The sequence below is a fragment of the Pseudooceanicola sediminis genome, assembly GCF_003575965.1.
GTDB lineage: Bacteria > Pseudomonadota > Alphaproteobacteria > Rhodobacterales > Rhodobacteraceae > Pseudooceanicola > Pseudooceanicola sediminis.
On record NZ_QWJJ01000006.1, the window covers coordinates 164,914 to 182,844 of the forward strand.

14 protein-coding genes are annotated in these 17,931 nt (G+C 66.1%); 9 read left to right on the top strand and 5 right to left on the bottom strand.

Going from position 1 to position 17,931, the window contains the following annotated elements; translation table 11 throughout:
* Positions 1-62: 62 nt before the first annotated feature.
* The gene (locus DL237_RS08535; RefSeq protein WP_119398626.1) at positions 63-1,307 is read right to left on the bottom strand and encodes an ABC transporter substrate-binding protein; all 1,245 of its coding nucleotides are present in this window, start codon (positions 1,305-1,307) and stop codon (positions 63-65) included.
* 534 nt (positions 1,308-1,841) lie between these two features.
* On the opposite strand from DL237_RS08535, the gene DL237_RS08540 reads away from it, so the two are divergent.
* The 4 genes from DL237_RS08540 (at position 1,842) to DL237_RS08555 (ending at position 6,549) form a co-directional block, all read left to right on the top strand.
* A complete protein-coding gene (locus DL237_RS08540) occupies positions 1,842-3,119 on the top strand; it encodes a GGDEF domain-containing protein (RefSeq protein WP_119398627.1) in 1,278 nt (425 codons plus the stop codon).
* 301 nt (positions 3,120-3,420) lie between these two features.
* Positions 3,421-4,152, top strand: a complete 732-nt coding sequence (locus DL237_RS08545; RefSeq protein WP_119398628.1) for a response regulator transcription factor — start codon at positions 3,421-3,423, stop codon at positions 4,150-4,152.
* A 13-nt stretch (positions 4,153-4,165) separates the two neighbouring features.
* On the top strand, positions 4,166-5,617 hold the full coding sequence (locus DL237_RS08550) for a sensor histidine kinase (protein ID WP_119398629.1): 1,452 nt from the start codon (positions 4,166-4,168) through the stop codon (positions 5,615-5,617).
* Positions 5,618-5,733: 116 nt separating this feature from the next.
* Entirely contained in the window at positions 5,734-6,549 is an 816-nt protein-coding gene (locus DL237_RS08555; protein WP_119398630.1) for a pyrroline-5-carboxylate reductase family protein, read from the top strand.
* Between the two features lie 76 nt (positions 6,550-6,625).
* On the opposite strand, the gene DL237_RS08560 is transcribed toward DL237_RS08555, so the two are convergent.
* From DL237_RS08560 to DL237_RS08575, 4 genes are all read right to left on the bottom strand, one after another.
* Positions 6,626-7,810 carry an amidohydrolase gene (locus DL237_RS08560; RefSeq protein WP_119398631.1) on the bottom strand — a complete coding sequence of 395 codons (1,185 nt, stop codon included), beginning with the start codon at positions 7,808-7,810 and terminating at the stop codon, positions 6,626-6,628.
* A 121-nt stretch (positions 7,811-7,931) separates the two neighbouring features.
* A complete protein-coding gene (locus DL237_RS08565; protein WP_233544911.1) occupies positions 7,932-9,164 on the bottom strand; it encodes an ABC transporter substrate-binding protein in 1,233 nt (410 codons plus the stop codon).
* A complete protein-coding gene (locus tag DL237_RS08570) occupies positions 9,161-10,585 on the bottom strand; it encodes a sensor histidine kinase (protein ID WP_119398632.1) in 1,425 nt (474 codons plus the stop codon). Before DL237_RS08570 ends, DL237_RS08565 begins: the two co-directional genes overlap by 4 nt.
* Positions 10,578-11,249 (bottom strand): response regulator transcription factor, encoded by a 672-nt coding sequence (locus DL237_RS08575; RefSeq protein WP_119398633.1) that lies wholly within the window; start codon positions 11,247-11,249, stop codon positions 10,578-10,580. The genes DL237_RS08570 and DL237_RS08575 overlap by 8 nt, the downstream gene beginning before the upstream one ends.
* 183 nt (positions 11,250-11,432) lie before the next feature.
* Here DL237_RS08575 and DL237_RS08580 point away from each other — a divergent pair, with 183 nt between their 5' ends.
* From DL237_RS08580 to DL237_RS08600, 5 genes are all read left to right on the top strand, one after another.
* Positions 11,433-12,422, top strand: coding sequence for a Bug family tripartite tricarboxylate transporter substrate binding protein (locus DL237_RS08580; protein ID WP_119398634.1), 990 nt, complete (start codon positions 11,433-11,435; stop codon positions 12,420-12,422).
* A 94-nt stretch (positions 12,423-12,516) separates the two neighbouring features.
* Complete coding sequence (locus DL237_RS08585) at positions 12,517-12,948, top strand: tripartite tricarboxylate transporter TctB family protein (RefSeq protein ID WP_119398635.1); 432 nt, start codon at positions 12,517-12,519, stop codon at positions 12,946-12,948.
* Between the two features lie 14 nt (positions 12,949-12,962).
* Positions 12,963-14,504 (top strand): tripartite tricarboxylate transporter permease, encoded by a 1,542-nt coding sequence (locus DL237_RS08590; RefSeq protein ID WP_119398636.1) that lies wholly within the window; start codon positions 12,963-12,965, stop codon positions 14,502-14,504.
* A 208-nt stretch (positions 14,505-14,712) separates the two neighbouring features.
* Positions 14,713-16,080: an FAD-dependent oxidoreductase gene (locus tag DL237_RS08595; protein ID WP_119398637.1), complete on the top strand. Its 1,368-nt coding sequence runs from the start codon at positions 14,713-14,715 to the stop codon at positions 16,078-16,080.
* 195 nt (positions 16,081-16,275) lie between these two features.
* Positions 16,276-17,502, top strand: a complete 1,227-nt coding sequence (locus DL237_RS08600; protein WP_119398638.1) for a PQQ-dependent sugar dehydrogenase — start codon at positions 16,276-16,278, stop codon at positions 17,500-17,502.
* Positions 17,503-17,931: the final 429 nt, after the last annotated feature.

The window sequence follows — 17,931 nt, forward strand, 5'->3', positions numbered from 1 at the left end:
AAACTCCCAAAGACGAAACCGCCCGGCCCATGACGGGCCGGGCGGCGGATTGATCGGAACGATTACATCACGTTGGCGACGGCTTCGCTCAGCATCTTGACGGCATCTTCGGAGGACATGTCCGAGTTGAAGTGCGCGGTCACGACATCGGTGATGGCGCCAGCCGCTTCGCCGCGCAGGGCCATGCCGTGGGCATAGCTGGGCAGGAGCGAACCATCGGCCGCATCCGCCTGCATATCCTCGGAGGATTTGATGGCGCAGGAGTCGAATTTGTCCAGCGACACGTCATTGCGCACCGGGATCGAGCCCTTGTTCAGGTTGAAGGTTTCCTGAAACGACGGGCCGACGATCAGCTCGGCCAGAATGTTCTGACCTTCGACCTTGTCCTCGTCACCCGAGACATCGAACATCGCAAAGCTGTCGACGTTGTAGAGATAGCCATGGCCCGGCGTCGCGGCGCAGAGGAAATCCTTGCCCGGCTCCTTGCCGGCGGCCAGGAATTCGCCCTTGGCCCAGTCGCCCATGATCTGGAAGGCGGCTTCGCCGTTCATCACCATGGCCGTGGCCAGGTTCCAGTCGCGCCCCGAGAAGTTGTCGTCGACATAGCCGCGCAGGGTGCGCATTTCGTCGAAGACCTTGACCATCGTATCGGAGCTGAGCGCCTCGGGGTCGAGATCGACCAGGGCGGACTGGTAGAAATCCGCGCCCTGCGCCAGGACGACGGTCTCGAACACCGTGGCGTCCTGCCAGGACTGACCGCCATGGGCCAGCGGCGTGATGCCTGCGGCCTTCAGCTTGTCGGCGGCGGCATTGAACTCTTCCCAGGTGGTGGGCATTTCGATGCCGTTCTGCTCCAGGATCTCGGCATTGCCCCAGAGCCAGTTGACCCGGTGCACGTTGACCGGCGCGGCGCACCATTCGCCATCGCATTTCATGTGCGCGGCAAGCTGATCGGGCAGGACGTCTGCCCAGCCCTGCTCTTCGGCCACGTCCGAGATATCGGCCAGGACGCCCTCTTCGTACCATTCCTGGATCGCCGGGCCTTTCAGCTGAACGGCGGTCGGGGCGTTGCCCGACAGGACACGGGCGCGCAGCGCGGTCATGGCCGCGTCGCCGCCGCCGCCCGCGACGGGCATGTCGGTCCAGGTGCCGCCACGCTCGGCGAATTCCTCTTGCAGGACGGCGACGGATTTCGCCTCGCTGCCCGAGGTCCACCAGTGCAGCACCTCTGCCTTCGGTTCGGCAAGGGCGGGCAGCGCCAGCAGGGTGACAGCCGTCGAGGCTGCGAAAACGGATTTCAGTTTCATTTGGATTTTCCTCCCAAAATTCCTCCTCGTCCACCGGATGGGGGACGGCGACGGGCGCATACTCACGACTTCGCGAGGTCTGTGGCAACAGGGCGCGACACCTTGGGCGAAGATTTCCCGCCGCTCTGTTACATGCTGTTACGAAACGGAAAGTGCTGCAATGCAGCGCGGGCAGATCCGGCAGGCGACAGGTCGGGCGCGCCTGCAATCCCCGGCAGATCACAGCGCAAGGACGTCCGCCCAGGTCGCAGGGGCGCAGGGGGCACGGGGGGCGCAGGGGGGGGCGCAGCCGTCAGGACGATGGCCGGGACCGGCGGCTTACAACCTGTAATTGCACAAACTGCACCGATACGGTCACGCGGCGGCCAAAACCCTGCCCCAGCGTATGGAAACCTTGCGCGAATGCCGACCGCTGACTAAGAAAGCTGCGGGAAATAAGGGGGGACATGCCAAGCGTCGGTTGGTGGACCGGGCCCGTCAGGGCAGCGTCTTGGAATGGCCTGATCATTGAAATGGCCGCCCTTGGGGTGGCCCATGGTCTGGACAGTGCGCGTGGAAAGTGGCCCGGTTAATCTGCAAGTCAACCTGAACGTCGTGGTGGCAATCGCCAGCATCATCGTCATTGTGTCTTTGCTGATCCTGCTGATCGACAACTGGAAACGCGCCGGAAAGGGGCTGACCTCGTCCGGGGGCAATTCCGACGGGCTGCGGGCGCTGATCGTCGTGCACCTGATGTTCATCTTTGGCACCGCCAGCCTGACGATGATCCAGATCGCGAATTTCTGGGTGGTTGCGACGCTGGTGATTGCCGGGGCGCTTGGCGGGATCATCGCGGGCTATGTCGCGACACGCAGCACGCTGGGGTTGTCGCGCAACGTGCGCAAATGGGCGCTGGTCTGGGCCGGGCTGAGCCTGGTGAGCATCGGCGTGAACTTTGGCCTGAAAAGCCTGCCGGCGATGCTGGTGTTCACCACGCTGATCAACATGGTTCTGGCGGGCGCCTTCGGTTGGAAGACATGGCGCGCCGCACGCACCGGCGCAACCGAGGCGCGGGTGTTGATGACGTTTCCCTTTGTCGCCATTTCGCTGGCCTATCTCTGCCGGCTGTTGCTGATGGTCATGGATGCCGACAACCGCGCCCTGCTGGTGGCCACGGCGGTCATTGCCTATGTGCTGGCGTTTTCGGCCTTTACCTGGGTGTTCGCGTCGATGTCGGTACGGGCGCACCGGTTGAACCAGCGGCTTGACTGGGCGGCGCGGCACGATCCGCTGACCGGCCTGGAAAACCGCCGGTCCCTGGCCGAGCTGTCGCAGCGCTGGCCGAACGAGAAATGGGCACAGCTGGGGCGCCGGATCATCTGTGCCTGCATCGACCTGGATCATTTCAAGGCGATCAACGATACCTACGGGCATGAGGCCGGCGATCAGATCCTCGAGGCGACGGCAAATCGCCTGAAGGTGCTGTTGCAGGGGCAGACGGGCCGCATCTTTCGCGTGGGCGGGGACGAATTCATCCTGTGGCAGGAGGTCAGCGAGGATACGAACGTCGAATTGCTGCTGGCCGAAATGCTGGATTGCCTGAGCATGGAGATCAAGTTTCGCGGTCGCTATATCCGTCCCAGCGTCAGTATCGGGTATTGCGACACGATGTTGCCCCTGCCGGTCGACGACCTGATCCGTCGGGCCGACAATGCGCTGTACCAGTCCAAGGAAAATGGCCGCGGACGGTTCAGCCGCCATCACGAGGACATCACCCAGATCGAGGCCGTCCCCGAGGTTCCGCCGGTACGCATGGCCGTCACCTCGGCCTGACGACGGGGTGGATGATGCGCCTTTGCACGGTCCTCCTTGGGCGTGAGGTCATGCAAGGAACCGGCCCAGGGGTATGTGCGGGCGTTGTCGCGCGGCGTCCGTCTGTTCACTGGCGCAATGTGCACTGCCTGTCCGGGCAATCACGGCGGCGCTGCGCCGGGCCGCGGGGCAATTGCCGCGGGCGCGGTGCTGGCCTAGTGTGGCGATGGTTCGCGACGGGCGGTCCCGGCACCCTGCCCGCTGCACGGCGCCGATGCCTCTGCCCTGCGCGACACAGCCACCCGGACGATGGGGAAAGATAATGACGATAGCGCGCCTGCTGGTGGTCGATGACGATAACGAAATGCGGGACATGCTGACGGCGTTCCTGCGCCGGTCGGGGTTCTTTGTCATGCCCGCCGCAAGCCGCGCCGAGATCCGCACCCACCTGTCGGGTGGCCGGATCGACCTGATCCTGCTGGATGTCATGCTGGGCGATGACAGCGGGGTCGATATCTGCGCCGAATTGCGCGCCGAACACGACATGCCGATCATCCTGGTGTCGGCCCTGTCGGCGGATCATCAGCGCATGGCGGGCTACGAGGTCGGCGCGGATGATTATATCGCCAAGCCCTTCAACCCCCAGCTGTTGCTGGCGCGGGTGCGGGCGGTCTTGCACCGGGCGCGGCGCACGCCGTCGCTGGTCTATCGGCGCAATACCGAACGATACGGGTTCGCGGGCTGGGTCTATGACGGCAAGCGGGACGAGGTGACCAGCCCGCAGGGCTATCAGGTGGCCCTGTCACGTCGCGAGACGGAGCTGCTGAAGGTGCTGCTGGCCAATCCGCACATCCCCCTGACGCGGGAAGAGATCGCCGCCGCGCTGGACATGGGCGACGAGGGCGCGACCGAGGCCTCGGGGCGCGCCATCGACGTTCTGGTGGGCCGCCTGCGCAGCAAGATCGAACGCAGCGCGAAGGAGCCGGACATCCTGAAGACAGTGCGCGGCACCGGCTACGTCATGGCGGCGGATGTGACCGTGGCGGCGGCATGACCACGGGCGCACGATGATCGGCGGATCGGCCAGCCTGCGGCGGCTGGGCACCATCTGGATGCTCAGCGCCTTTGCCGCCGGCGGGTTGGCGGGCGGGCTGTGGTTCGGGGCCCAAGCGGCGTGGGACAGTTACCTGGGGCGGGCCTATGTCGCCGGTGTGACCTTGTGGGATTCGCTGGCGCGGGGATCATCGACCGCCGCCGGCGTGACGATGACGCCGCTGCCGCAGGACGTGATCGCCCTGGCCGATCAGGGGGCCTTCGGACGGCTGCCGGATGTTCCCGTCCCGGCCTATGTGACGCAGGCCTCGATCCGCGATGCGACGAACGACGATTTCGGCGGGCTGCTGCTGCGCCTGGCCATCGTGTCGGACGGGGTGCAATACGAGGTGGCGCAGCTGATCCCCGGCGACGGGCGCACCGCGCCGGAAAAGCTGGGCCATGTGACGCGCCTGCTGGCCAGCTATTGTTCCCAGCCGATCCTGTTTGCCCAGATGGGCGAGGCCCCCTGGCAGCGCATCGACGGGCGCGCCGTCTGGGGCTGTGATGCCGCGCCGCGCGACACCCGGCTGGCCGGCATCCTGATCGCGCTGCTGGCGCTGGCGGCGATCTATACGCGGGTGTCCGATACCTCGGGCAGGTTCGTGCAGTTTGCCGAGACGCTGCGCAGCCGCCGCCGGCTGGGCGGCCCGCAATCCTATACCGCCGAGGGGCCAGAGGAACTCGGCGCGATCGTCGAGGCGGTGAACGCCTATCTGGAGGCCGAGCGCGAGCAGCTGTCGCGCCGTGCCACGGTGCTGTCGGGGGTCAGCCACGACCTTGGTACGCCCGCCACCCGGTTGCGGCTGCGCACCGCGCTGATCACGGATGACGACCTGCGGGCGCGCTTTGACAGCGACATCGACCGCATGACCGGCATGATCGAATCCGTGCTGACCTATACCCGTTCGGAGCTGAGCGTGGAGGAGCCGCGCCAGATCTCGCTGTCGTCGCTGGTGCAGGCCATCGTGGCGGACTTTCAGGACATTGGCCTGCCGGTCGAGCTGAGCGGGGTGGAGCCGCAGACGATCCAGGGGGGCGGGTCGGTGTTTGCCGCACGCACCCGCATCACCGCCCTGCCCGACAGCGGCCGTGTTCTGGTGACGGCGCGGCCCGTGGCGCTGCAACGGGCGGTGACCAACCTGATCGACAACGCGCTGAAATATGGCCGCCGCGCGCATGTCGAGCTGGCCGCCACGTCGGCCCGCGCGGTGATCGTGATCGAGGACGAGGGCACGGAGCAGCGCGCCGAGGATGTCGAGGCGCTGATGCAGCCGTTCCGGCGCGGCGGCAATGCCGCCGCCATCGACGGGTTCGGCCTGGGCCTGACCATTGTCACGGCGGTGGCCGAACAGCACGGCGGCACGCTACGCTTTGCCAATGGTCGCCGTGGCCTGCGCGCCGAACTGGAAATCCAGCGCAGCTGAGGTGGCGCCGAAACGCCCCGGCAAGCGGGGCGTGGTCGTAAGTGGGCGTGGGCGTAAGTGGGCTGGTTTCGCGGGGTTTGCCGCACCAGGTGAGAAGCTTGCAAGGAGAGTGAAAGATGACGAGGGACAGACCTGACGCCGCGCGCGTCGCACTGATCGGGGCCAGTGGCTGGCTGGGGCAGTTTATCGGCCCCGCCATGCTGCGCCGGGGCGTCACCACGCCCGAACGGTTCACCGCGATCAATCGCAGCGGCCCCAGCGCCGCCTATGACGGGCTTGGCGCCATCCCCTGGGCCGCGACGCTGGCCGACCTGCCCACCCCGCCCGAAGTGGTGATCCTGTCGCTGCGCGCGCACGACTTTCGGGCCGGCAGGTTCGAATGCCCGGATGCGCTGGTGATCTCGCTCATGGCGGGGGTCACGGTCGGGGAGATCGAGGCCCGCACCGGATCTGCGCGCATCATCCGCGCCTTGCCCAACGCGCTGGCCGAGATTGCGCAATCCTACACCCCCTGGCTGGCCAGCGCCGCGGTGGACGCGGCAGACCGGGCGCTGTGCCGCGCGATATTTCGCGGCGTCGGTCGCGAGGCCGAGGTGCCCGACGAAGCCGCGCTGGATGTGCTGACGACGCTGTCGGGCGCGGGCCCGGCCTTTGCCGCCCTTCTGGCGCGCGCATTGGTGCGGGCGGGCCAGCGGGCCGGGCTGAGCGAGACCGTGGCGCAGGGGGCGGCCGAGAACATGGTCTGCGGGGCGGCGCACCTCATGGCGGGCAGGATCGAAAGCGCCCCCGAAATCGTGCAGAGCTTCGTGGCCTACGACGGGGTGATCGCGGCGGCCCTGCGCGCGGCCGAGGACACCGGCTTTGACGCGGCGATCGAGGCGGCTGTCGAGGCGGGCCTGGCACGGGTCCACGCGATGACCGCCGAAGATTAGGGGGCGCTGCCCCCGTCGCCGGGCCGGCTCCTCCCCCGGGGTATTTCCGGCCAGATGACAGGGAGCCGCTGCGCGGTCAGGCGCGTTCGGGCAGCTCGGATTCGATCAGAGCGACCATGGAGGCGGCGATGACGGGGATCAGGTCGTCGTTGAAGTCATAGGCCGGGTGGTGGACCATCGCCTGGGCCTGGCCGTCGCGGGCCATGCCGAAGTTCACGTAGGCGCCCGGCACTTCGTTCAGCATGTAGGCAAAATCTTCTGCCGCGAGCAGCGGCGCGGCCTCGGCAAATGTCACCGGGGTCGCGTCTGTGGCGAGCACCTGCGCGGCATGGGCGGCGGCGGCGGTGTCGTTGCTCAGCGGCGGATAGCCCTTTTCCCAGGCGATTTCCGCCTCGATCCCGCGGGCGGCGGCGTGATGGGTCGCAATGGACCTGATGCCTTGTTCGAGAAAGCCGCGATCCTCGGGCGAGAGGCAGCGGACGGTGCCGCTCATCCAGCCGCTTTCGGCGATGACGTTATGGGCGGAGCCGACATGGATCTGGGTGACGGAAACGACCGCGCTGTGCAGCGGGTTGATGCCGCGCGAGACCAGGCTCTGCAGCGCCACGGTGATTTCCGAGATCAGCAGCGCGCAATCGCGTGCCATGTGCGGCATGGCCGCATGCCCGCCCTTGCCCGTGAAGGTGATGCGAAAGCCGTCGGCGGAGGCCATCATCGGCCCGGGCCGCGTGGCGGCAACGCCGAAGGGCAGATCGGGGGCGTTGTGAAAGCCGTAGATCCGGTCGCAGGGGAAGCGGGTGAAGAGGCCTTCCTCGACCATCCTGAGCCCGCCACCGAGGCCCTCTTCGGCGGGTTGGAAGATCAGGTGGACGGTGCCGGCGAAACGGCCATGCGCCGCAAGCGCCTCGGCCGTGGCCAGCAGGGATACGGTATGGCCGTCATGACCGCAGCCGTGGAATACACCCGGTGTGCGCGAGGCATATGGCGCGTTGGTCTGTTCGTCCATCGGCAGCGCGTCCATGTCGGCGCGCAGCCCGATGGTGGGGCCGTTGTCACCCGCATCGCCCCGGGTCAGCGTGGCCACCAGGCCGGTGGTCGCAATGCCCGTGGTCACCTGGTACCCGGCGGCGCGCAGGCGATCCGCGACAAGGGCCGACGTCCGGTGTTCGTGAAAGCCGAGTTCCGGGTGGGCATGGATATCGCGGCGCAGGGTGCGGTGATCATCGAAGCGGTGGGCGAGGAAATCTGAGACGGCGGTCATCTGGAGCCTTTCGGGTGGGCGGTATGGGCGCAGCCTCGCCCAGGCGGGCGGGCTGTGCAAGGGGCCGACGGGGGCGCCCGCAGGGCCAGCGGCCGCAGCCGCGCCCCGGTTGGTTGGCTTGTCAGGGGCTGGTGCCGAAGGTGGCACGCCATTGGGTGACAAAGCGTTGCCGGCGATGCGCATCCATCGCCACCAGCAGCTTTGGGTCGATGGCGATGGGGCGTTGCGCGCTTTCCGACAGGGAGGACACGTCGCCGTCCAGCCGTTGCACCAGGCTGTTCTGTGCCAGGATCGCCTGCCCGTCGGGCGAGAGGAGGAATTCCAGCAGGGCCGCCGCCGCATCCTTTTGCGCCGCGCCTTTCGGGATCATCAAGGCGCGGGACAGGAAAAAGGTATAATCCTCGGGTTGTATGACGCCGATATTGGGCCCGTGCCCTGACGCCACGTAGGAGCCGAGCACGTTGTAGGCGATCAGGTAGCGCCCCTCGGCCACGCCCTCGATGATCTCGTTCGAACAACAGGTGGCGATGGCCTCGGTGCGGGCAAACCCCTCCAGCAGACCGCCGAAGGTCGTGGCCTCAAGACTGTCCATGAAGGCGAAGAGGTATCCCAGGCCCGAGGTTTCGATATCGTATGTCGCGATCTTGCCGCGATAGGGCGAACTCGGGCGCCGCATCAGGTCGAGCAGGCCGAAGCGCGTGCGCGGCGCATCGGCCGCCGGGACCAGCGCGGTGTTGTAGATGATCACCGCCGGTTCGTGGGTGATCCCCCACAGTTCGTTGCGCCATCGCCGCGCCGCCGGCAGCGCCTCGGTCACGGGCGAGGCATAGGGGCTGGCACAGGCGCGGTTCACCAGGTCGACCATCTGATGCACCCCCGACGAAAACACGACGTCCGCCGCACCGGTCTGCCCTTCGCACCCCGCCAGGCTGATATCGTAGAGCGCGTTCGAGCCCCATTGTTCATAGCGCAACGATATCCCGGGGGTGCGCGCCACGAACGCCTCGAGCGCCGGGGCCAGAATCGCGATATCGGTGGTGGAGCGGACCAGCAGCGGGCGCAGCGGAGCCGCACCGCCCCCCACGTATTGCGCCACTGCCTCCTGTGCCCTGGCCGGGCCGGTCGGCGCGACCAGGGCAGCAAGCACCATAGTGAGAGGCAACAGGCGGGGCACCGGGCAGGATACGGGCCCCGGAACGCGCAGCGGCGCGGGCGACGAGACGACCGACAGGAACGGACGCGCGACGGCGCGCAGCCCCCGACCCACGGCCCGGCGCAAGGCACGCGCGCCCGACTGGCTCCCCCCCGACTGGCGCCCCCCTGATCTGGGGCGGTGTTTCGCGGATGGCGTCATGTCGGTGTTCCTTGAGATGGGGCGGCGCTGTGCTCCGGCAGGGCCAGGGTGACCCGGAAGCCCGCCTCGCCCCGACCCATTCGCAGCGTACCGCCAAAGGCCTCGGCTACCGCGCGAACGATGGACAGGCCGAGGCCGGCGCTGTTGCCGCGCGAGGCCGCCGCGCGTTCAAAGCGGCCCCCGATGCGCGTCAGCAGGTCTTCGGGCGGCCCGTCGCCGGCATCCTCGACCCAGATCTCGGCTGTCGCCGCGCCGGCGGTGACGCCGATGCGCACGGGCGCCGCGCCGTGGCGCAGCGCATTGCCCAGCATGTTCTTGACCGCCTCGCACAGGGAAATCTCATCCGCCAGTACCAGCACGGCGGCCTCTCCGATCACCAGCTCCACCTCTATCCCGGGGGCCAGAACCTCGTGGTCGCGCTGTTCCAGGACCAGCAGCGCGACATCGCGCAGGTCGACAGCCTCGGGCGGGGCGTTGTCGGTGCGATGGATCACCAGCGCCCGCGACAGCATCTGGTCCAGCAGACTGCCGAGCGAGCGGGTGCGGCGCAACAGGCGCTCCAGCCGGTGCGGCAGGTGGTCGGCATCGTCCTCCAGCGCCAGTTCGGCCTGGGCGCGGATCGCCGCGACGGGCGTGCGCAACTGGTGCGCCGTGTCCGAGATCAGGTGCTTCATCGCGCCGACCTGCCGGTCGAGCCGCGCCATGAAACGGTTGAGGGCGTGCACCGTGACCGCCACCTCGGCGGGTCCATCCTCGGGCATCGGGGTCAGGTCGTAGGGGTCGCGCGCCAGCAATTGCTCTGCCAGCCGTTCCAGCGGGCGCATGGCCGAGCGGATGACCAGAAAGGCCCCGAGGATCAGCGCCAGCCCACCGAGGCCGGTGACCAGCAGCGCGCCCCTGGTGATATCCAGCGCCATGGCGTTGCGGGCGCGCAGCGTTTGCCCGACGGTGATCGAGACACGGCCGGAATAATCCCGTTCGGAAAAGCGGCGCACGATCGTCACATAGCGCGCGCCCTCGCCCTGCATCCGGGCATCGAAATAGATCGGGTCCCGCCCCGGCACCGGGCCGCTTGCGGGCGGGTGCGCATCGGCATAGCCGGTCAGCAGGGTGCCATCCGGCCCGCGCACGGCATAGGAAATCCGATCGTCCAGCGACAGCGCCAGCAGGCCGAAGGTGGAGACCGGAATATCGGCAACCGGCGCACCGTCGATGATATCGATCGATTCGGCGATGTCGCGGGCAGCGCCGACCAACAGCCGGTCATAGGCCTGTTGCGCGGCCGTGCGGCCATAGACGAAGGCCGCCAGCGTCACCACGCAGCCGCCCACCATCAGCAGCGACAACACCCCCAGCATGACACGCGACAACAGCGAACGCTGCGCCCTGTGCGCCAGCCCACCGGCCACCGCCTCAGCCATCGCCGTGGATCCGGTAGCCCAGCCCCCGCTGCGTCTCGATGCTGACGGAAGATCCCGATAGCTTTTTGCGCAGGCGGGCGATGTACAGTTCGATCGCGTTCAATCCGACATCGGCGTCATCGAAAGTGAACAACCCGTCATACAGGCGCTTCTTGCTCAGCACCTGTTTCTGATTGCGCAGCAGCAGCCCCAGCAGGGTCGCCTCGCGCCGGGTCAGCTCCAGCGGTTCGCCCGCCAGCGTCGCACTCAGCGCGGCGGGCTGAAATGCCAGCGGGCCAAGGGCGATCACGTCTGATTTCTGATCCGCGTCGCGCCGTATGAGGGCCCGCAGACGCGCCTCAAGCTCTCTCTGATCGAAGGGTTTGACGAGGTAGTCGTCGGCCCCGAGATCCAGCGCCGAGACGCGGTCATCCACCGAAAACAGCGCCGTCAGCATCAGCACCGGGGTGCGGTCATTCTTCTGACGCAGGTCCTGCAACAGCTCGGTGCCGTTGCGGTCGGGCAGGTTGATGTCCAGCACGATGGCATCATATTTTTGCACCGACAGGAAATCCTCGGCCAGCGCGACGCTGTCGGCCAGATCGCAGGCCATGCCCGATTTGCCCAGCCGGATCGCCACAGCCTCGGCCATGTCGGTGGCGTCCTCCACGATCAGAACCCGCATCGCCCCCCCTTCCCTTTTCCAGTCGACCTGACAACATTTTTCGCGGTGACAGGTTCATGACAGCTTGTCGGTTTATCCACCGGTCATAGCCATTCGCGAGGAGCCTGCAAAGCGCAGTGCGTTGGTTGAGGACACCGGGCGGCCTTACGGCCCGGATGAAATCAGACTTGGAGGAGTTATCAAATGATTTTCAAGGCAACCCGCCTTACCGTCGCCGCCGCCCTGTTCGGCGCGCTTCCCCTTGCCGTCATGGCGCAGGACTTCACCCCCGAAAACCCCGAATGCATCGCCCCTGCCAACCCCGGCGGCGGCTGGGATTTCACCTGCCGTCAGGTCGGTAAATCCATGCAGGACGAAGGTCTGCTGAGCAAGACCATGCAGGTCGTCAACCTGGCGGGCGGTGGCGGCGGTGTCGCCTACGCCGAGGTCGTGAACAAACGCAACGACGACAACGACCTGATCGTCGCCGCCTCGACCGCGACCGCCACGCGCCTGGCTCAGGGCGCTTATCCGGGCAACACCATGGACCAGGTCCGCTGGCTGGCCTCGGTCGGCGCGGACTACGGCGTCATCGCCGTCGCCGCGGACAGCGACATTGCCGATCTGCCCGCCCTGCTTGAGATCATGAAGACCGACCCGAGCGCGATTTCCGTCGCCGGTGGTTCGGCCGTGGGTGGCTGGGATCACCTCAAGGTGCTGATCGCCGCGAATGCCTATGGCATCGAAGACGTGCGCAAGGTGAAATACATCGCCTTTGACGGCGGTGGCGAGGCTGTTACGCAACTGCTGGCCGGGTCTGTTCAGGCCTTCACCGGTGACCTGTCCGAGGCCAAGGGTTTCGTCGACAGCGGCGACATCAAGGTGCTGGCCGTTCTGGCGCCCGACCGTCTTGAGGGCGAATTCGCCAGCTTCCCGACCGCCCGCGAACAGGGTGTCGAGGCGATCGGCGCCAACTGGCGCGGTTTCTACGCCCCCGGCGGCATGTCGGATGCGGCCTATGACGCCTGGGTGTCCAAGATCGCCGACCTCTATGCCTCGGACCACTGGAAAGAGATCATGGCGACCAACGGCCTGGCCCCGCTCGACCTGCAAGGCGCTGAATTCGAAGAATTCGTCGCCACCTCGGTTCAGCAGATCCAGGATATCTCGCGCGAAATCGGCATCATCAAGTAATCGGCCCGCTACAGGCTGACCCCAACAAGGGCGCCCCTCGGGGCGTCCTTTCCACACATTCACCTTCCGCAACTTGTCGCACCAGGAGATCCTCATGAGTGATCGTATCTTTGGCGCTGTCGGACTTCTGATCGCCATCGGCTTTGCCTTTGCCGCCATGGCGATCGAGGAAAGCTTTCTGTCCGATGCCGTTGGTCCCAAGGCCTTTCCGCTGATCATCGCCGCCGTCCTCGGCCTCAGCTCCGTCGCCATCGCGCTGCGCCCCGATGACTCGCCCGAATGGCCCAGCCTCGGCCGCCTGACCGAAATCCTGGCCGCCGCCGTGGTCATGATCCTGTACGCCGAAATGCTGCCGGTCATCGGGTTCGTCATCGCCACCGTCGTCGCCGCCGCATACCTGACGTGGCGCCTCGGTTCGGGGCTGATCGGCTCGGTGCTGACCGGCCTTGGCACCTCCATCGGCATCTATGTCATCTTTCACCTCGTGCTGGGACTGTCGCTGGCGCGCGGTCCGCTCGGCTTTTAAGGGGGCGTTATCTCATGGATACCCTTTCATCTCTTGCTGACGGGTTCGCCATCGCGCTGACCTGGCAGAACCTGCTGCTGGCCCTTCTGGGCTGTTTCCTTGGCACCATCATGGGCGCGCTGCCCGGCCTCGGCCCGTCGAACGGCGTGGCGATCCTGATCCCGCTGGCCTTTACCCTCGGCCTTGGCGCGACGCCTTCGCTGATCCTGCTGACCTCGGTCTACTACGGGGCGATGTATGGCGGGCGGATCTCGTCGATCCTGCTGAATATTCCCGGCGATGAACCGGCGATGATGACCTGCCTCGACGGCTATCCGATGGCGCAAAAGGGCATGGCCGGTCAGGCCCTGTCCCTGTCGGGCATCGCATCGTTTGTGGGGGCGTTCTTTGCCACCTGGGGCCTGATCTTTCTGGCGCCGCAACTGGTCAAGATCGCGCTGTTGTTCGGCCCGGCAGAATACTTTGCCCTCTTCGCGCTGGCCTTCATGACGCTCGGCGGTGTCTCCTCGACCAACCAGGCAAAATCGGCCTTTGCCGCCGCGCTCGGCCTCGGCCTCGCCATGATCGGCGTCGACACGCAAACCGGCGTGCCGCGGTTCACCTTCGGCGAAGTGCACCTCTATGACGGTCTCGACTTTCTTGTCGCCATCGTCGGCCTGTTCGCCCTGTCCGAGGTGTTCATCTTTCTTGAAAACCGCCACGGCGAAGCCGACGGCAAGAAGGAAAAGATGGTCATCGGGCGCCTGACGCCGCCGGCGTCGATGCTGAAGCAGACCACCCCCACGATGCTGCGTTCGACTGTTCTGGGCTTTCTGGCGGGCGTCCTGCCCGGCGCCGGGGCCTCGCTCGGTTCGTTCATCTCCTACTCGATGGAAAAGCGTCTGGTCGATCCCAAGGGCAAGACCTTCGGCAAGGGCGATCCGCGTGGTGTCGCCGCCCCCGAGGCCGGCAACAACGCCGCCGCCGGTGGCGCACTGGTGCCGATGCTGGCGCTCGGCGTGCCCGGTTCCGGCACCACCGCCGTTCTGCTGGCGGTGCTGCTGTCGCTGAACATCACACCGGGGCCGCTGCTGTTCTCGCAGAACCCCGATGTGGTCTGGGGCCTGATCGCGGCGCTGTTCATCGCCAACTTCATGCTGCTGGCAATGAACATCCCCATGGTCGGCCTGTTCACCCGCGTGCTGATGGTGCCGCCGCGCATCCTGATGCCCGTGGTGGCGATGATCAGCTTTGTCGGGATCTACGGCATCTCCGGGTCGTCCTTCGATTTGCTGGTGATGGTGGGCTTTGGTCTGCTGGGCTGGGTGCTGCGCAAGTTCGACGTGCCGCTGGTGCCCATCATCCTCGGCACGCTGCTGGGCAACTCGATGGAAAACAACCTGCGCCGGGCGATCACCATCGACAACGGCAACTGGTTCACGCTGGTCGACAGCCCGCTGGCGCTGACACTCTGGGCGATTGCCATCATCGGCTTCATCCTGCCGCTGATCATCGGTCGCAAGGTCAAGTCCCGCATGCATGAGCGTGGCGACGATGAAGGCTCTACCGCGGACTGACGCGGAAGGTCGCGACGGGGTCTGAAACCGGCCCAAAGGCCGGCCGGAACACCGTTCAAATACCGACGTGATACCGACACCCGCACCGACTGGCGCGGGTGTCTTTTTTCTTGCGCGTCCCCCTCGCTGGAAATCGCCTTGCAAACCGGCGCCGTCCTGCCCAAGCCTGTGCGCAGCCAGCTCAGGACCAGAACGAAAGAGGCCCCAGATGTCGCTGCTCTCGATCACCGAACCCGCCCGCGAAACACCGGTCGTGCACCAGACCGACGTGCTGGTCGTCGGCTCGGGTCCCGGCGGTCTGGCGGCCGCCCTTGCCGCTGCGCGCTGCGGAGCCGACGTGACATTGCTTGAACGTTTCGGCTGTTTCGGCGGCAATATCACCGTCGTCGGGGTCGAGGGATTTGCCTGGTATCGCCACGCGGCCACAGTCGAGGGCGGCGGCATCGGGTGGGAGTTCGAAGAGCGCGCAAAGGCCATGGGCGCCGCCACACCCGAGAGCCAATCCCTCAGCTATGAGCTTGATAGCGAAGGGTTTAAGCTGGTCGCGGATGCACTGGTCGAAGAGGCGGGCATCCATCCCATGCTGCACCGCCAGTTCGCCGCGCCGATCATGGAGGGCTGCACGATCCGTGGTGTTATCGTCGAATCCAAGGCCGGACGAGAGGCCATTCTGGCCAAACGCGTGATCGACGCCACCGGCGATGCCGACGTCGCCCTGCGGGCCGGCGCGCCCACCGTGAAGACCCCGGTCGAACAGATGCAGGCGGCCAGCGTGATGTTCCACCTTGCCGGTGTCGACAAGGCCGCGTTCATGGCCGGGGTCCGCGCCGATCCGCAGACCTACAAGGACTGGTCGACCGGGGAATGGCAGGTCGAAACGGACAGCAAGGAGGACGACATGTTTTCCCCCTTTCTGGCCAAGCCGTTCGCGCAGGCCCTGCGCGACGGGATAATTCCGTCTCATCTCAATACCATAGGTGGCACATGGGGTGCGGTACATGACTCGGGCGAGATGACCTACATGAACCTCGTGCACCTTGCGGGCTGCGACGGCACGGACCCCGACAGCATGACCCGGTTCGAGATCGAGGGCCGTAAGCAGGCGATGCACGCCATCAACGCCCTGCGCCATTATACCCCGGGCTGCGAGGGCGTGCGCCTGCGCAACTTTGGCATGTCCATCGGTATCCGCGACACGCGCAAGATCGACGCTGCCTACAACATGACCGAGACCGACGTACGCCAGCAGGGCCGGTTTGATGACAGCATCGGGATATATCCTGAGTTCATAGATGGTTACGGCGTTCTGATCCTGCCGACGACGGGACGCTACATGCAGATCCCCTACCGCTCCATGCTGCCCAAATCCGTGCGTCACCTGATCGTGGCGGGGCGTGCCACGGGCGGCGATCGCATCGCCCATGCCGCAACACGCAACATGGCCTGCTGCGCCGTCGCCGGTCAGGGCGCGGGTGTCGCCGCCGCCTGGTCAGTGCAGCACGATTGCGACTTTGCCGAGGTCGATATCAGCGCCGTTCAGGCGATCATCGTGAAACAAGGCGCGCGCATCCACTGACACCTTCTGCGGCAGCGGCGATGGACCACTTGGTGACCTCTGTGGCGGGGATCGCGCAATCGTGTAGCCCAAGTGATCGCCAAACAGCCTCAACAGACTGAAACGGCGGGGCAATTGCACTATCGTCAGGCGTGTATACGCCAGCGGATTTCGCACCCCTCCGCCAAGGTCCCGGACGCAAGAGGAGACAGTCAGATGCACAACGCCGAACACCACCGTCCCAAATGCCTGCCCGCCCACAGGCAACTGCTAGGCGCATTGGCGTTTGCAATAGCCCCCGTCGTCGCGGCGGCCCAAGGTTTCAACGACATCCCACCCAATGCCAGCGGACAGACCCCTGCTTTTGCAGACCAAACCCGCGCGCCCGTCATTGCCGACGATCTGCGCCTTGATCGTCAGGTCATTGCATCCGGGTTGGTCAACCCCTGGGGCATGGACCAGTTGCCTGATGGGCGATGGCTGGTCACCGAACGCCCGGGCCGCCTTCGGATCGTCTCTGCCGATGGCACCGTCTCGGAGCCTGTTGCCGGCCTGCCGGAAATCGACGCACGCCGCCAGGGTGGCCTGCTGGATGTGGTTGTTCGCCCGGACTTCGACCAGACGCACCGCCTGTGGTTCAGCTTTTCACAACCCAGGGGCAATGGCACCAATGCAACCGCCGTGGCCACCGGCGTGCTGTCACAGGATGAACAGCGCCTGGAACAGGTCAAGGTGATCTTTCAGCAACAGCCCGCCTGGGCATCGACCGCCCATTTCGGTTCGCGCCTGGTCTTCGATGGGAACGGCGCGCTCTTCGTCACGACAGGCGAACGGTCCCTGCCCGGTCCGCGCGCGCTGGCGCAGGACGTCGGGACGCATCTGGGAAAGGTGCTTCGCATCGACCCTATGGGGGGGCCCGCAGCAGGAAATCCCGACATTCCCGGAGGATTGCCCGAGATCTGGTCCTGGGGTCATCGCAACATCCAGTCCGCCGCGCTCGGACCCGACGGTGCGCTGTGGACGGTGGAACATGGCCCGCGTGGCGGCGACGAACTGAACCGTCCCGAGGCAGGGCGCAATTACGGTTGGCCTGTCATCACCTATGGTGAGGATTATTCGGGCCGTCCCATCGGCCAGGGATTGACCGCACAACAGGGGATGGAGCAGCCAGTCTATTACTGGGATCCGGTGATCGCCCCCTCGGGAATGGTGTTTTACGATGCTGCGATGTTTTCAGGCTGGCAGGGCAGCGCGCTGATCGGAGGGCTGGCAAGCCAAGCTCTGATACGGCTTGAGATTGACGGGGGCCGGGTGCGTGGAGAGGCACGGTACCTGGAGGGTCAAGGCCGTGTGCGGGACGTGGACCAAGCGCAGGACGGTGCCGTCATTCTATTGATCGACGCCGACGATGGTGCGCTGGTCCGCGTGACCCCTGCCCGCTGAACTGGCTTTAATTCTTCAATGAAATCGGCAGCTTGCGACAGCGCCACTTGACCTCCGGCGGATTGGCCACAAGGTTTCAGGCGGACGGAGGAAGTCGAATTTGACAGTATTGCAGCGCCCAGGTCGTACGACACACCTCAGCACCGAACCGGTGCCATCAACCGCATCGCGCGGTGACGAAAGGCAAGGAGATCCTTCGCGTTACGTTTCGTGGCGCGTGAAATCCGTGACCGGAGGCGCATCGCGACCTGCCAGCAGTCCGATCTGACGCTTCGCCCCCTGACACAACGACTGACGTGTTTCCACCGACAACAAGACGTTGCCGGCGGCGGAGCATGGCAAAAGCTTTTTGCCACCGCATCGACAGATTGGCTCAAGAGATAGGGGCCTGCGCCGCTCAGGTGGCCCATGCGTCAGCAATACCAAGAA

Excerpts from the sequence above, each read along its gene's own strand:
- DL237_RS08535 (WP_119398626.1), bottom strand. The coding sequence starts at position 1,307 with ATGAAACTGAAATCCGTTTTCGCAGCCTCGACGGCTGTCACCCTGCTG.
- DL237_RS08540 (WP_119398627.1), top strand. The coding sequence starts at position 1,842 with ATGGTCTGGACAGTGCGCGTGGAAAGTGGCCCGGTTAATCTGCAAGTC.
- DL237_RS08545 (WP_119398628.1), top strand. The coding sequence starts at position 3,421 with ATGACGATAGCGCGCCTGCTGGTGGTCGATGACGATAACGAAATGCGG.
- DL237_RS08550 (WP_119398629.1), top strand. The coding sequence starts at position 4,166 with ATGATCGGCGGATCGGCCAGCCTGCGGCGGCTGGGCACCATCTGGATG.
- DL237_RS08555 (WP_119398630.1), top strand. The coding sequence starts at position 5,734 with ATGACGAGGGACAGACCTGACGCCGCGCGCGTCGCACTGATCGGGGCC.
- DL237_RS08560 (WP_119398631.1), bottom strand. The coding sequence starts at position 7,810 with ATGACCGCCGTCTCAGATTTCCTCGCCCACCGCTTCGATGATCACCGC.
- DL237_RS08565 (WP_233544911.1), bottom strand. The coding sequence starts at position 9,164 with ATGACGCCATCCGCGAAACACCGCCCCAGATCAGGGGGGCGCCAGTCG.
- DL237_RS08570 (WP_119398632.1), bottom strand. The coding sequence starts at position 10,585 with ATGGCTGAGGCGGTGGCCGGTGGGCTGGCGCACAGGGCGCAGCGTTCG.
- DL237_RS08575 (WP_119398633.1), bottom strand. The coding sequence starts at position 11,249 with ATGCGGGTTCTGATCGTGGAGGACGCCACCGACATGGCCGAGGCTGTG.
- DL237_RS08580 (WP_119398634.1), top strand. The coding sequence starts at position 11,433 with ATGATTTTCAAGGCAACCCGCCTTACCGTCGCCGCCGCCCTGTTCGGC.
- DL237_RS08585 (WP_119398635.1), top strand. The coding sequence starts at position 12,517 with ATGAGTGATCGTATCTTTGGCGCTGTCGGACTTCTGATCGCCATCGGC.
- DL237_RS08590 (WP_119398636.1), top strand. The coding sequence starts at position 12,963 with ATGGATACCCTTTCATCTCTTGCTGACGGGTTCGCCATCGCGCTGACC.
- DL237_RS08595 (WP_119398637.1), top strand. The coding sequence starts at position 14,713 with ATGTCGCTGCTCTCGATCACCGAACCCGCCCGCGAAACACCGGTCGTG.
- DL237_RS08600 (WP_119398638.1), top strand. The coding sequence starts at position 16,276 with ATGCACAACGCCGAACACCACCGTCCCAAATGCCTGCCCGCCCACAGG.